16 protein-coding genes and 1 other annotated feature are annotated in these 14,535 nt (G+C 49.8%); of the genes, 15 read left to right on the top strand and 1 reads right to left on the bottom strand.

The window, feature by feature from the left end:
- The first annotated feature begins 40 nt into the window (after positions 1-40).
- The 10 genes from AN963_RS19130 to rsmI all read left to right on the top strand — a co-directional run bounded on the left by AN963_RS19130 (position 41) and on the right by rsmI (position 7,433).
- Positions 41-1,516, top strand: coding sequence for an aminotransferase class I/II-fold pyridoxal phosphate-dependent enzyme (locus AN963_RS19130; RefSeq protein WP_055746076.1), 1,476 nt, complete (start codon positions 41-43; stop codon positions 1,514-1,516).
- A gap of 8 nt (positions 1,517-1,524) precedes the next feature.
- Complete coding sequence (gene tmk / locus AN963_RS19135; RefSeq protein ID WP_201783760.1) at positions 1,525-2,199, top strand: dTMP kinase; 675 nt, start codon at positions 1,525-1,527, stop codon at positions 2,197-2,199.
- A 139-nt stretch (positions 2,200-2,338) separates the two neighbouring features.
- A complete protein-coding gene (locus AN963_RS19140) occupies positions 2,339-2,668 on the top strand; it encodes a cyclic-di-AMP receptor (protein WP_007719896.1) in 330 nt (109 codons plus the stop codon).
- Between the two features lie 100 nt (positions 2,669-2,768).
- Positions 2,769-3,215, top strand: a complete 447-nt coding sequence (locus AN963_RS19145; RefSeq protein ID WP_055746077.1) for a YaaR family protein — start codon at positions 2,769-2,771, stop codon at positions 3,213-3,215.
- 18 nt (positions 3,216-3,233) lie between these two features.
- Positions 3,234-4,214, top strand: a complete 981-nt coding sequence (gene holB / locus AN963_RS19150; protein WP_055746078.1) for a DNA polymerase III subunit delta' — start codon at positions 3,234-3,236, stop codon at positions 4,212-4,214.
- 2 nt (positions 4,215-4,216) lie between these two features.
- The gene (locus AN963_RS19155) at positions 4,217-5,032 is read left to right on the top strand and encodes a PSP1 domain-containing protein (RefSeq protein WP_055746079.1); all 816 of its coding nucleotides are present in this window, start codon (positions 4,217-4,219) and stop codon (positions 5,030-5,032) included.
- 28 nt (positions 5,033-5,060) lie between these two features.
- On the top strand, positions 5,061-5,432 hold the full coding sequence (gene yabA / locus AN963_RS19160) for a DNA replication initiation control protein YabA (protein WP_055746080.1): 372 nt from the start codon (positions 5,061-5,063) through the stop codon (positions 5,430-5,432).
- A gap of 103 nt (positions 5,433-5,535) precedes the next feature.
- The gene (locus tag AN963_RS19165) at positions 5,536-6,303 is read left to right on the top strand and encodes a tRNA1(Val) (adenine(37)-N6)-methyltransferase (protein ID WP_055746081.1); all 768 of its coding nucleotides are present in this window, start codon (positions 5,536-5,538) and stop codon (positions 6,301-6,303) included.
- The gene (locus tag AN963_RS19170) at positions 6,239-6,568 is read left to right on the top strand and encodes a GIY-YIG nuclease family protein (protein ID WP_083497007.1); all 330 of its coding nucleotides are present in this window, start codon (positions 6,239-6,241) and stop codon (positions 6,566-6,568) included. Before AN963_RS19165 ends, AN963_RS19170 begins: the two co-directional genes overlap by 65 nt.
- Entirely contained in the window at positions 6,552-7,433 is an 882-nt protein-coding gene (rsmI, locus tag AN963_RS19175; RefSeq protein ID WP_055746374.1) for a 16S rRNA (cytidine(1402)-2'-O)-methyltransferase, read from the top strand. Before AN963_RS19170 ends, rsmI begins: the two co-directional genes overlap by 17 nt.
- Positions 7,434-7,618: 185 nt before the next feature.
- Here rsmI and AN963_RS19180 read toward each other — a convergent pair whose 3' ends face one another.
- Positions 7,619-7,870 (bottom strand): AbrB/MazE/SpoVT family DNA-binding domain-containing protein, encoded by a 252-nt coding sequence (locus tag AN963_RS19180; RefSeq protein WP_055746082.1) that lies wholly within the window; start codon positions 7,868-7,870, stop codon positions 7,619-7,621.
- 423 nt (positions 7,871-8,293) lie between these two features.
- Positions 8,294-8,547 (top strand) — a binding site (T-box leader).
- 54 nt (positions 8,548-8,601) lie between these two features.
- On the opposite strand from AN963_RS19180, the gene metG reads away from it, so the two are divergent.
- The 5 genes from metG to rsmA all read left to right on the top strand — a co-directional run bounded on the left by metG (position 8,602) and on the right by rsmA (position 14,518).
- On the top strand, positions 8,602-10,629 hold the full coding sequence (gene metG / locus AN963_RS19185) for a methionine--tRNA ligase (RefSeq protein WP_055746083.1): 2,028 nt from the start codon (positions 8,602-8,604) through the stop codon (positions 10,627-10,629).
- Between the two features lie 35 nt (positions 10,630-10,664).
- Positions 10,665-11,432 (top strand): TatD family hydrolase, encoded by a 768-nt coding sequence (locus tag AN963_RS19190; protein ID WP_055746084.1) that lies wholly within the window; start codon positions 10,665-10,667, stop codon positions 11,430-11,432.
- 374 nt (positions 11,433-11,806) lie between these two features.
- On the top strand, positions 11,807-12,901 hold the full coding sequence (locus AN963_RS19195) for a 3D domain-containing protein (RefSeq protein WP_055746085.1): 1,095 nt from the start codon (positions 11,807-11,809) through the stop codon (positions 12,899-12,901).
- 168 nt (positions 12,902-13,069) lie between these two features.
- Positions 13,070-13,618 carry a ribonuclease M5 gene (gene rnmV, locus AN963_RS19200; protein WP_055746086.1) on the top strand — a complete coding sequence of 183 codons (549 nt, stop codon included), beginning with the start codon at positions 13,070-13,072 and terminating at the stop codon, positions 13,616-13,618.
- 3 nt (positions 13,619-13,621) lie between these two features.
- Positions 13,622-14,518 (top strand): 16S rRNA (adenine(1518)-N(6)/adenine(1519)-N(6))-dimethyltransferase RsmA, encoded by an 897-nt coding sequence (gene rsmA / locus AN963_RS19205; protein WP_055746087.1) that lies wholly within the window; start codon positions 13,622-13,624, stop codon positions 14,516-14,518.
- Positions 14,519-14,535: the final 17 nt, after the last annotated feature.

Raw genomic sequence — 14,535 nt, forward strand, 5'->3', positions numbered from 1 at the left:
AAATAGTGGGTAATTCATTTCATAAAGGACGTGAGTGTACGTGTTGGGGAAAAATGCTGATTTTCGGGAGAGGCAAAAACGTGCCCCCCTGTATGAACAGCTGGAACGACACGTCAAGCGTCGTCCGCACCCGTTTCATGTTCCAGGACATAAAATGGGACATAGCTTTGACAGCGAAGGAAGACATCGGTTTCAAACGATTTTGGAATTGGACCTCACAGAAATAAATGGCACAGATGATCTGCATCAGCCGCAGGGCGTGATTGCCGAGGCGCAGGAGCTGGCAGCAGAAGCGTTTAGAGCAGAGGAGACGCGTTTTCTCATTGGAGGAAGTACGGTCGGAAATCTCGCGCTGATCATGACGGTCTGTCGTCCCGGAGACAAGATCCTCGTCCAGCGCAATTGTCACAAATCCGTTTATCACGGAATCATTATGGCGAAGGCTACTCCTATTTTCTTGGTGCCAGCTGTCGATTTGGCTACCGGAGTCGCAGCAGGAGTCAGACGTGAGGACGTCGAACGTGCCCTGCATGCTCACCCTGACGCGAAGGCAGTCTTTTTAACGAATCCCACCTATTATGGTATGGGGATCGATCTGGAGAAAATGGCCGCTACCGTGCATCGGTACGATATTCCCCTTTTGATCGATGAGGCGCATGGTCCGCATTTCGGTTTCCATCCTGCTTTTCCGCTATCCGCCATGCAGTCAGGCGCGGATGCAGCTGTGCAGTCGACGCACAAAATGGCTTCAGCGATGACGATGTCCTCCATGCTACATGTGCGAGGAGAACGAATCGATCGAGACAGGCTGTATCGGCATTTGGCGATGATTCAGTCATCCAGCCCTTCCTATGTACTTATGGCGTCGCTCGATTTGGCCCGGCGTCATCTGGTGACAGAAGCTTCCGAGGAATGGGACAGGCTTTTGCCTCAGCTGGACAAGCTGCGTGAACGCACGGGTAGATTAGCTTGGCTGGAATGGCCAGAAGTAAATGCCAGCAGCGTGTACGCCACTCTTGACCCGTTAAAGCTGTTCCTCCATGTGCGAACTGAGCAAATAGACGGGGTTGCGCTACAGCATGTCATGGAAAAACACGGGATTTATGCGGAGCTGGCAGATTCCTCGCATGTGCTTTTGGCCGCTTCTGCAGGGACCACCTCCCGTGATCTGGATTCATTGACGCGTCTGTTGGAGACGTTGGATCTGGAGGTAGAGCCGGGGGAAGAACGCGTACTGGAGGCAGGAGTCGTTTCCTCACACTATTTGCGTGAGCAGGTAGTATCGATGGATGAGGCAGTGGATGCGCCAAGCGAAATGGTACCGTTGGAGAATTCGTTAGGAAGAATCGTAGCGGAAATGGTCATCCCATATCCTCCTGGAATTCCTGTGCTTGTGCCAGGAGAGCGGATGGATGCTCAGGGCTTGGCGATGCTGCTGGAGCTGCGGTTAGGACAGACTCGTTTTCATGGTGTACAGGATGACCGGTTGCAAACAATACGAGTCATTCGAAAATAAAGCAAGGAATGGCCTTACAACAGGTGATTAGCGGAAGGAGCATAAAAGTGACAACAGGACGAAAAGGTCGATTTATCACCGTGGAAGGTGGTGAGGGAGCGGGAAAATCCACGATCATCGCACGGCTGTATGAGGAGCTGAAGGCACGTGAGATCGATGTGCTCCTCACAAGAGAGCCAGGCGGCATCGACATTGCCGAACAGATTCGCGAAATCATTTTGAATCCGGCACACACGCAAATGGATAAACGAACAGAAGCGCTGCTGTACGCGGCAGCACGAGGGCAGCATCTGGCGGAGAAGGTACTCCCTGCACTGGAAGCGGGAAAGCTGGTGCTCTGCGACCGGTTTATTGACAGTAGCCTCGCTTACCAGGGACATGCTCGCGGTCTGGGGATCGATGAGGTATATGCCATCAACAAATTTGCGGTTGGTGACTGCATGCCGGAGCTGACGTTGTTTTTCGACGTTTTGCCTGAAGTGGGGCTCGCGAGGATTAATGCAGCGAAAGGACGAGAAGTAAATCGTCTCGATCTGGAAGGTATGAGGTTCCATGAGCTGGTCAGAGAAGGCTATCAATTAGCAATGGCTCGTGATCCCGGACGCTTCCTGGTGATTGATGCAGGTCAATCTATGGAGCAGGTTTATCAGGCGGCATTGGCAGCATTAACTGCCAGATTGTAAGGTGAGAGTACCGCTTCGTAACGTACATGCTGTATAATATGTTTAGGAAGAATATCGTACCACGCCCACATGTTTATCATACAATGAAGCACCAAGAACCCCCTAAGGGAATGATTATTTGCGGAAAGGGTGATAGCCGATGAAAATGGTAGTTGCGGTCGTCCAAGACAAAGATAGTGGTCGTCTGTCTCAACAGCTGGTGAAAAAAGGGTTTCGAGCTACTAAGCTAGCCAGTACCGGTAGCTTTTTGCGCGCTGGTAACACAACATTCTTGATCGGTACGTCTGACGAAAGCGTGCCGGAAGTAATCGACATCATTGCGCATAATTGCAAATCCCGCAAACAGATGGTCACTCCTGTTTCCCCACTTAGCAATGCAGTAGACTCGTTCATGCCATACCCACTCGAAGTGCAGGTAGGCGGAGCTGCCGTGTTCGTGCTCGATGTAGGAGAATTCCACTCCTTCTAACTACCGCATTCCTTTAGTTCCTGCTCTCTTTTTTCGCGGCTTTCGTATATACTGAATCTCATGGGGACAAAACCCTACGGATTGGATGCGGAGGTGCGAAATGAAAATCAGCGATGGTCTTCGGCCTAAACTGGACATGGTAAAAGCTTCAGATACACGTAGAAACCCTCAGCTGGAAAAGCTGAATTTTGGCACGATGGTTCAAGGTGAAGACGAACGCATGTCCCAGGAGCGGTTGAACCGGCTGCTGTCCGATATCGACAAGCAAGGGCAGATTCTCGCTCGTTCCCGCTCCGTGCGCGACTTTTATTCTTATAAAAATCTCGTCAAACAGTTCATGGAGGAGGCCGTTACGTACGGTATCGCCTTGGATGACCGGCGAGGGATGAATCGGCGAGGCCGCAGTAGGCTGTACAAGATCGTCAAAGAGGTGGATACCGAGCTACTCAGACTCACAGATGAGTTGCTCAGCGATCAAGCCCCTATGATTGACTTGTTAGCCCGCATTGGTGAAATTCGCGGTATGCTGATCAACCTGTACTTTTAGTTAGGTGTTGAATGGACCATGACATGGACTCAATTTACCCAGCAGCCACGAGCCTCGGAACTGCTGTACCATAGCTTGCGCAACGACCGGCTGGCACACGCTTATTTGCTGACCGGTCCCAAGGGCGCGGGCAAAAAGCAGATGGCCCTGCATCTGGCGAAATCCCTGTTTTGTCCGGAAAGGGAGGCTGACGCCTGCGGGGCCTGTATTACATGCAGACGCATCGAGGGAGGCAATCACCCCGATGTCATGTTTATCACGCCGGACGGGGCTTCTATCAAAATCGACCAAATCCGTGCTTTGCAAAAGGAAATGGCAATGAGGGCGGTAGAGTCCCATCACAAGGTGTACATTATCGAACACGTCGAAAAAATGACGACTCAGGCTGCCAACAGTCTGCTCAAGTTTTTGGAGGAACCACCAGCTGGTGTACTCGCCCTCTTGTTGACCGAGCACAGCCATGCAATTTTACCTACCATTTTGTCGCGTTGCCAAATCGTTCAATTTTCCCCACTTTCTGCAGAAGCAATCGCTGGGGAACTGCGTAGAGACGGCGTTTTGGCAGGAATGGCACAGGTCGCTTCCCACATTACGACAAATGTGGAAGAGGCCAAGGTGCTAAGCCAATCAGAATCGTTTGCACAGCTAAGAAATCTAGTGATACAATTGATTCAGGAGTGCAAACAACGCAATTCATCTGCGCTTTTTACCATCCATGATATGTTGCAAAAGAGCGACAAAATTAAAGAGGAACTACCCCTCTTTTTAGATTTGCTCATCCTTTGGCTGCGCGATATCCTGTATGTGCAAGTAGGCAGGCATGCCCATCTCATTAACAGCGACCAACAGGATGTGCTGCAAGGACAAGCACTGGTATGGACAAAAGCTGAGCTCTTGCACGGGATAGATTTGGTCATGGAGACGAAAAATCGGATAGAGCGAAATGCCAACGTACAGTTGGCTCTTGAGCGGTTGGTTCTTCAAATCCAGGAGGGATAACCTTGTATGAGGTTGTTGGAGTTCGCTTTAAAAAAGCGGGCAAAATATATTACTTCGACCCTGACCGACTGCCGATCGAAAAAGATTGTACCGTCATCGTGGAAACGGCACGCGGGGTTGAATATGGCAAGGTTGTAATCGGCAAGAAGCAGGTAGCTGATTCCGATGTCGTGTTGCCGTTGAAAAAAGTGATCCGCGTCGCTGACGACAAGGATGCAAAACAGGTGGACGAAAACAAGCAGGCCGCCAAAAATGCCTTTGCCGTTTGTCAGACGAAGATCAGGGAACACAAGCTAGACATGAAGCTGGTCGATGTAGAGTACACATTTGATCGCAACAAGATCATCTTCTACTTTACAGCAGATGGTCGCGTCGATTTCCGCGAGCTCGTGAAAGACCTGGCTTCTGTATTCCGTACTCGTATCGAGCTTCGCCAGATTGGTGTACGTGACGAAGCCAAAATGCTGGGCGGGATCGGACCTTGTGGACGATTACTGTGCTGTTCCACGTTCCTTGGCGATTTTGAGCCAGTATCCATCAAAATGGCCAAAGACCAAAACCTTTCGTTGAATCCAGCCAAAATCTCCGGACTTTGCGGCAGATTGATGTGCTGTTTAAAATACGAGAACGACAACTACGAGAGTACACGTGATGAAATGCCTGATATCGGAAAAGTCGTCAACACCCCGATGGGGAATGGGCGAGTTGTTTCCGTCAATGTACTCGATCATTCAGTTCAAGTAGAACTTTCGATCGATAAAAAGATCACAGAGTTTGGGCTAGATGAGATTGCGATAGGGCATCCCACTTTTGAATAAAACGTGGGAGTAGGGGAGAGGTGAGCTAGTGGACAAACGGGAAATCTTCGTCAAAATGGCGAGCATTGAAGAACGAATTGGGGACCTTTATAAAGAGATCGGTGAATTGAAAGACGTCATCGTCGTTTTGATGGAGGAGAATGCCCAATTACTCGTTGAAAACCAGCACCTTCGCAACCGACTGGACAGGAAAAAGACAAGCTCTTCGCCCAAGCAAAAGGGAACACGCCCGGTTGCCCAGGAGAAGGCAAAGAAAGCAGTCGTCGGAGAAGGTTACGACAACCTGGCTCGTCTCTACGCAGAGGGGTTCCATATTTGCAATGTCCATTTTGGCAGCTTGCGTAAAGAAGGCGATTGTTTATTCTGCTTGTCGTTTTTAAGCGGAGGCCCTCAAAAATAAACGGTGAACCAAAACCGGATGAAAAAAGCGACCTAGGCCATGTGTCAGGTCGCTTTTAAACGTATATGAATCATGAACAAACCAAAGGGGTTTTGAACAACGAATGGAACCTGTCATCAATGTGCCGCTCTATGAATCGGAGCGCATCGACGATTTGCTGACTCATGAAATGAAGATCATACAAAGTCACGAAGTATTTTGTTTTTCGATGGATGCTGTCCTGTTGGCTCGCTTTGCATCTGCTCCGAAAAGAGGACGCATCCTCGACATGTGCACGGGCAATGGGGCTATTCCGCTCATTATGACTACTCGGACACCGGAGGCTTCCTTTGAAGGTATCGAGATCCAAGAGCGGTTATTTAGCATGGCGAGCCGCAATGTAGCTCTGAACCAGCTGGAAGGACGCTTTACGATGCACCATGGGGATGTAAAAGAGGCCGTGGAGCGGTTTGGTCACGCCAAGTTTGACGTAATCACATGCAACCCACCCTACATGCCAGCTACCAGCGGTGAAAAAAACATCAGTGAGCATTTTGCTATTGCCCGTCATGAAATTATGCTTTCTTTAGAAGACGTGATTCGGGTCGGCAGCAAACTGCTGAAAAACGGTGGAAAGCTCGCTCTCGTGCATCGTTCCACCCGCTTGATCGAGATCATTTCCTTGATGCGTCAATACGGCATCGAGCCAAAACGAATGCGTCTCGTGTACCCGCGCCGAGATGCGGAGCCAAATATGGTGCTGATCGAAGGGATGCGAGGAGGCAAGCCAGAGCTGCGAATCCAGCCGCCGCTGATTGTCTATGAAAATGGAGAGGAATACTGTGAAGAACTGCAGGAAATCTATTTCGGAAGACGCGATTCCCTCGCATAAGAGTCACTTTGTGTACATCTTATCTTGCGCAGACGGGAGTCTTTACACCGGATATACAACCGAGCTGTTGCGGCGCCTGCGTACACACAACGAAGGCAAAGGGGCCAAATACACCCGTGGTCGGGGACCTGTCGAACTGCTTTATTGGGAAGAGGGGACAGACCGATCTTGGGGACTGAGGCGCGAGGAAGCAATCAAACGACTCTCCCGCCTGAAAAAAGAAGAACTGATTGGAGAGGGACCGCATGATGAATGTCCAGCGTAGCTTTTCGTCCGAGCAGTCAGGTACCCTCTATTTGGTAGCTACACCGATAGGGAATTTGGATGATATCACAGTTCGCTGTCTGGAAACGCTGCGTTCTGTCGATGTCATTGCCTGCGAGGATACACGGCAAACGCGAAAGCTGCTCAACCATTTTCAAATCGACAAACGGACGGTGAGCTACCACGAGCATAATAAGGAAGCGAGTGGGAATGGCCTCTTGCAGTGGCTGGCAGAGGGCAAGAAAATCGCTTTGGTCAGTGATGCAGGTCTTCCGGCGATTTCCGACCCGGGAGCGGAGCTGGTGCGCGATGCAACGGCAGCGGGCTTTCCTGTTATTCCTGTACCGGGGGCCAATGCCGCTTTGACGGCGCTGATCGCATCGGGTTTGCCGACAGATCGCTTTGTGTTTTGTGGTTTTCTCGGACGGGAAAACAAAGAGCGTCGCGAGGAGCTGGAACGGCTCAAAAAGTACCCGGAGACCTTGATTTTTTACGAGGCTCCCCATCGTATTGAAAAGACGCTAGGAGCAATCCGGGAAGCGTGGGGCAATCGTCGAGCTGTCTTGGCGAGGGAGCTTACCAAGCGTTACGAAGAATTTGTGCGTGGCACGATAGATGAACTGCTGGAGTGGCTACGAGAAGGGGAAGCGCGTGGGGAGTTTTGCCTAATTGTCGAAGGCTACACCGGTACCTTGGAGGACGAGGAAGTTGATGTATGGTGGAATTCGCTCAGTGTAGTAGAGCATGTCGATCAGTATTGCGAGCAAGGATTGAACAAAAAAGATGCAATCAAGAAAGCTGCCGATGATCGAGGCGTATCCAAACGTGATGTGTACAACGAGTACCATCGCGATCAGGCAGAATAAATAAGGAAGCTGGCCGCGTGCGGTCAGCTTTTTTCTGTGAAAAACGTCTCGATGTTTTTCATAAACGTAGATATGACCGCTTGCGGTCAAATAAAACGGTCATGACCGTTTTGAATGCAAAAAGAGCCTTCATTGGGCTTGTCCCGCAAAAAGGCTCGTCATATGTAATAGAAGAAAGGGGAAAGTTAGCGTTTTACAACTGGCATTTCAGACAGACAGTCTTGGCAAACGATTTTACCTTTAAAGTGAGATACTTTGTCAGCATTTCCGCAGAAAATGCAAGCTGGCTCATATTTTTTCAAGATGATGCGCTCGCCATCTACGTAGATCTCCAAAGCGTCTTTTTCTGCAATACCCAGTGTACGGCGCAACTCGATTGGAATCACTACACGGCCCAACTCGTCCACTTTACGAACAATACCTGTTGATTTCATCATTGTGATTACTCCTCCCAAATCTGGACATGTCGATGCTATTGTTCAACCGAAAGCATTAATCGTCAATATTCGACATTTTCTGTTGAAAACATCATACCAGCGATTCCCAAAGGTGTCAACATCGTTTTGACAATTCTTTGAAAACAAAAATGTTTTTTGAAAATAGAAACGCTGATATAGCAACGTTTATCGAGAAAATGGAATTGTTATGTAAAATTAAATGGATAAAATTAACTGGGAGTTATCGCCTTGACCATAGTCGGTTCGTGTCGAATTACTTCTTGCTTATTCGACATATTCGCCGTTATTTCTCACTTTTCCCTTTTATTTCTACTTTCCGCCCGTTTTCAGGGAAAAGTGGAGGAACGGAGGTTTACAAAACAAGTTGGTCGTGTACAATAGGTGTAACGAGGCAAAACATAGCAAAAGACCATGATGGGAAGAGTAAGCGGACACTCCTTATTCCAGAGAGCCGGGGTAGCTGAGAACCGGCATAAGTGAGCAAGCTGAACATGGACCCAGAGTCTCGCAGATGAACATGAGACGGCACACCGTTTCCAGTAGTCTGCGACGCAAGCCCACGTTACGGGTAGAGTCAATCCTTGACTCACCAAGTCCGTCATCCGCGAGGAGACGGAATGTTTGGGTGGTACCGCGAGTTAGAGCTCGCCCCAATTTTTTGGGGCGGGCTTTTATTATTTCTAAACGTAAGATGGAGGGGTTTTGTTGCAATGAAACCAACATATTACATTACCACACCGATTTATTATCCGAGTAACAAGCTGCACATTGGAAATGCCTACACGACGATTGCCTGTGATGCGATGGCTCGCTACAAGCGTCTGCGTGGCTTTGATGTCTACTACCTGACAGGTACGGACGAGCATGGTCAAAAGCTGCAAGAGCGTGCAGCCGAGGATGGCAAGCAACCACTGGAATTCATCGACCCTGTTGTTGATTGGATTCGCGATCTGTGGGACAAGCTGGACATCTCCTACGATGACTTCATCCGTACTACGCAACCGCGCCACAAGGAAGTCGTGCAAAAAGTATTCCAGCGCCTGCTCGATCAGGGTGACATTTACCTGGGAGAATACGAAGGCTACTACTGTGTGCCAGATGAAGCATTCTGGACAGAGACCCAGTGTAAAACGGACAAAGGCTACATTTGCCCGGACTGTGGTCGCGAAGTGAAAAAGGTGAAGGAGAAAAACTACTTCTTCCGTATGTCCAAATACCAGGATAGACTGCTTCAGCACATCGAGGCCAATCCGGACTTTATTCAGCCGGAGAGCCGCAAAAATGAGATGATCAACAACTTCCTGAAACCAGGTCTGCAGGATCTTTCCGTATCCCGCAGTACATTTGACTGGGGAATTAAAGTGCCGAGTGATCCGGAGCACGTCATCTACGTTTGGATCGATGCGTTGACCAACTATATTTCGGCACTGGGTTATCTAAGTGATGACGACAGCAAATACCGTCGCTTCTGGCCAGCTGATGTACACATGGTGGGGAAAGACATCCTGCGCTTCCACACCATTTACTGGCCGATTCTTTTGATGGCACTAGATGTTCCATTGCCGAAACAAATCTTTGGACACGGATGGCTCCTCATGCCAGATGGAAAAATGTCCAAATCCAAAGGGAACGTCATCGATCCAAAGCTGTTGATCGATCGTTACGGCTCTGACGGGGTTCGCTACTTCCTGCTGCGTGAAATCAACTTTGGGCAGGATGGCATCTTTACACCAGAATCATTTGTCCAACGCCTGAACTTCGATCTGGCAAACGACATCGGCAACCTGCTGAGTCGTACGACTACGATGATCGAAAAATATTTCGAAGGGGTAATTCCGGCTGCGCAAGATGCAGGAGAACCGGATGATAGCCTGATCAGTCTCGCAGTAAAAACAAAAGGTCTGGTAGAAGAGCACATCGAAGCAATGCGCTTCAGCAACGCCCTGGCTCACATCTGGGAGCTGGTGGGACGGACCAATAAATACATTGATGAAACCATGCCATGGAACCTAGCCAAATCCGAGGAAACCAAAGGGCGCCTGGCGACGGTTATGTACAATCTGGCGGAGAGCATTCGCATCAGCTCCGTCCTGATTCAGCCGTTCATGACCAAAGCACCGGCAAAAATTTGGGACCAACTGGGTATTGCGGCAAATGAGGAAGCGACCAGCTGGGAATCTGCGGGCGTATGGGGCGGATTGCCTGTGGGCAGCACCGTTAGCCGCAAAGAGCTGTTGTTCCCTCGCCTGGACGTTGCGGCAGAGCTGGCATTCATCGACGAATCCACTGCAGAAGCCCGTCGTCAGGCAGAAGAAAACAAGAAAAAGCAAGAAGCATTGAAAGGGGAACCATCTGTGAGCGAAACGACAACGAACCAACCGGAAGCAGCATCTGAAAAGCCGGCTGATGCCAAGGAAGAAATCGGCATTGACGACTTTGGGAAAGTAGAGCTACGAGTGGCTCAAGTCGTGGAGTGCGCGAAACACCCGAATGCTGACAAATTGCTCATTTTGCAACTGGATCTTGGGTATGAGAAACGTCAGGTTGTTTCCGGGATCGCGAAGTACTACTCCCCGGAAGATATGGTTGGGAAAAAAGTCATCCTCGTAGCGAATCTGAAACCAGTGAAACTGCGTGGCGAAATGTCCCAAGGAATGATTCTGGCAGCTTCTGCAGGTGATCAGCTGACATTGGCGACTGTAGATCCGAGTATGCCGAACGGCGCAATCGTGAAGTAACGAGCGCATCCAGTAGGAAAGGAAGGGTCAGACCTGTGTTATTTGAAACGCACACGCACCTGAATGCCAAGGAATTTGACGAGGACCGCGAAGAAGTCATTGCCCGCGCCAGAGAAAATGGGGTCAGCACGATCGTCAACATCGGCTTCAATGCTGAAACGATCCCGACCTGCATCGAGCTGGCAGAGAAATACGATTTTATTTACGCGGTCGTCGGATGGCACCCACAGGATGCAAAAGATATGACTGACGAGCATCTGGCATGGATTGAGGAGCTTACCCGTCATCCAAAAGTAGTAGGACTCGGGGAAATGGGTCTCGATTACTACTGGGATACGTCGCCAAAGGATGTACAGGCAGACGTGTTCCGCAAGCAGATTCGTCTCGCCCGCAAAGTCGGGATGCCGATCATCATTCACAACCGGGATGCCCATCAGGATGTCATCGCCATCCTCAAAGAAGAGAAGGCAGCCGAGGTTGGCGGAATCATGCACTGCTATTCTGGGAGCTGGGAGACCGCAAAGCTAGCTCTGGACATGAATTTCTACATTTCATTTGGGGGGCCGCTTACGTTTAAAAACGCCAAGCAACCCAAGGAGGTAGCAGCCAAGGTACCGCTTGACCGACTCCTGATCGAGACGGACAGCCCGTACCTCACGCCGCATCCTTTCCGCGGCAAGCGAAACGAGAGTGGATACGTCCGCTACGTCTGTGAGGAAATGGCGAACATTCGTGGTTTGTCTTATGAGGAAATGGCCCAGATCACATCAGACAACGCTCGTCGCTTATTTCAGCTAAAATAAGCAATAAAACAAAGAAAAAGCGGAAAATCACGGTCCTACTCGTGGTTTTCCGCTTTTTTTCGTTCGTGTTTCCCGGGTTCTACTCCGATTTGTCGACGCATACCATGAACAATGTGTCGAACGATTATTGTCCTATCGACATACGTGCTCGACACCAAACAACTATGATTCGTCAGAAGCTTTTTGCTAGTCTTGTACCATTATCTCTTCGGCCAAAGGTAGGGGAAATTTGACAAAGCCGGAAAAGTAACATACAATCAAATCCGATCTTGTTTAGTACCGGCCACTTCCAGAATATTAGTGCAATTACAACGACCCTTACCTGGCTAGACCGAAAAAGCCAATGTGCTTTTCTAGGAAAAGGAGTGTGGGAAATGGAGTTACGCACGATTTGGGAAAGGTATAAGAATCGAGGGCTCGTCTTATTCGGGGGTCTTGCTCTTGTGCTCGTTCCCATGATTGGGTATTTCTCTGCCCAGGCTACCCAGCCAAAACAGGTCACTTTTTCGTTAGACGGAGAGAGTCGCACAGTGGCAACCAAAGCCGAAACCGTCGAGCAGTTCTTGACGGAGCGACAGATCGCGGTAACGGAAAGGGATTCCCTTCAACCTACAGCTGAGACGAAACTCAAAAACGGAGCAGTAATCACTTTACATACAGTCTGGTCCATACCGGTCCAGATTGACGGGCAGACAAAAATGATTGATACACTCAGTCGAGATGTAGCTGGCGCGTTGAAGGACGGCAACATCGCGATTAGTGAAAAGGATCGGGTGGAACCGGCCTTGACAGCGTCTCTAGCCAAAAATTCAGCCATCACCGTCAAACGCGTTGTCGAGAAGATGGTAGAAGAGGAAGAGCGCGTCACTTATCAGGAGATTCGCAAGAACGATCCTGTGTTGGAAAAAGGTAAAACCAAAGTATTACAAACAGGACAAGAAGGTAAGGCAATTGCACACTACAAGCTGGTCATGATGGATGGCAAAGAAATCTCCCGTGAGCTTGTGACGAGAGACGTCGTCATACCAAAGAAGGACCATGTAGTTGCCGTAGGAACTGCGGTGGCGATGCGTACGGAAGACAAATCGCAACGGGTTCTGATCGCATCAGCAGCGGGGAGTGTTTCCCGCGGTGGAAAAGTTTTCAGGCCGAAAAAAGTACTGAACGGGGTTACCTTGACAGCCTATTCTCCTTCAGGAGGAGGCAAACATCCTAGCTCGCCGGGTTATGGTCGTACGGCGACAGGAGTAAAGGCAAAGGCGGGTCACACGATCGCGGTAGATCCTCGCGTCATTCCTTATGGATGGTGGGTCTATATCGACGGTGTAGGGTATCGTCGTGCAGAAGATACAGGTGGGGCCATGCAAGGTGGCAAGATTGACGTATTTGTTAGCACGGAGTCGGAGGCGGTCCAGTTTGGCCGCAAGCGTAACAAAACTGTCTATATAATTGGACCGCAGAAGCCGTAGGACAGGAGCGATATGCTCCTGTTCTTCTGTTTGGTTGCGGGCCGTGTTAAGCTGTTTGTTAGTTAGACGCTCCGATAGCTTGGGTCGTTTCAGCTTTCTGGGGCTTTTGGCCGTATTTTTTTGGCATACTTGTACCATAGTGACAATGTACGAAAGTGGGAACAAAGAATGAAGATCAAGGAAGTTATCGTGGTGGAGGGCAGGGACGATACCGCTGCGATCAAGCGAGCAGTCAACGCTGACACGATCGAGACAGGCGGTTCCGCTATCCATACTTGGACTATTGAAAAAATCCGTTTGGCGCAGCAAAAGCGCGGCGTAATCATTTTTACCGACCCTGATTACCAGGGAGAGCGTATTCGCAAAATTATCAGCAAAGCGGTGCCTGGCTGCAAGCATGCGTTCATCACCCAGGAGAATGGTATGAAAAAGGGAGATATCGGGGTGGAAAATGCCACTCCTGAAGTAATCATTCAGGCTTTGTCGGAAGTCCGCACGGAGATGGCTGATACAGCAGGAGAAATTACTGCTGATGATATGCTGGCTCACGGTCTGACATCAGGAGCTACCTCCAAGGAGCGGCGGGTCAAGCTAGGGGAGAAGCTGGGGATTGGATATGCCAATGCCAAGCAGATGCTACAGCGACTCAATGCCTTTCAGATCAAACGGGATGAATTTGAAGCAGCTATGGAAGCCATAGACAAAGAGAGGGAGTAAGCGATGACTCAAATGACAGGCAAAGATATTGCCACACCCACACGGACAAAAGAGGTCCTGGAGAAGTACGGCTTCTCGTTCAAAAAGAGTCTGGGACAAAACTTCCTCATCGACACCAACATCCTGCATAATATCGTGGCGGAGGCGGACCTGACGAAAGAAAAGGGAGCCGTGGAAATTGGACCGGGTATTGGTGCATTGACGGAGCAATTAGGACGAGCTGCTAAAAAGGTGATGGCGATCGAGATTGACCAACGACTGCTCCCTATTCTGGAGGACACGCTGTCGCCCTATGAAAATATCGAGGTCGTGCACGGTGATGTGCTCGAGCTTGACCTGAAAACGTTACTAGCGGAAAAAATGGCAGGGGTGGAGAAGATCAGTGTCGTCGCGAATCTGCCATACTATGTGACTACGCCGATCCTGATGAAGCTGCTAGAAGAGCGTCTGCCGCTGGAAAACATCGTCGTGATGATACAAAAGGAAGTAGCAGAGAGAATTGCTGCAAAGCCTGGTACGAAAGACTACGGCTCTCTTTCTGTCGCTGCTCAATTCTATGCGGAGACGGAAGTAGCGATGATCGTTCCAGCTAGCGTGTTCATTCCTCGTCCAAACGTAGATTCAGCAGTCATCCGCCTAAAGGTTCGAGATCGTCCACCAGTCGAGGTGGATGACCAGGACATGTTCTTCCGCGTCGTACGAAGCTCGTTCGCCCAACGCAGGAAGACCCTTTTGAACAACCTCATGAACGGTCTGTTTCGCAAAGAACAGAAGGATGAAGTAATACAGATGCTTGCCGACATCCAGGTTGACCCAACACGTCGTGGAGAAACGCTCAGCCTCGAAGAGTTTGCCCGCCTCGCCAACGAAAGCTTGCGGCGAGGGTTGATTGGGCAATAGTCTAGGGAAACCTTCAT

The sequence above is a fragment of the Brevibacillus choshinensis genome (assembly GCF_001420695.1).
Lineage (GTDB): Bacteria > Bacillota > Bacilli > Brevibacillales > Brevibacillaceae > Brevibacillus > Brevibacillus choshinensis.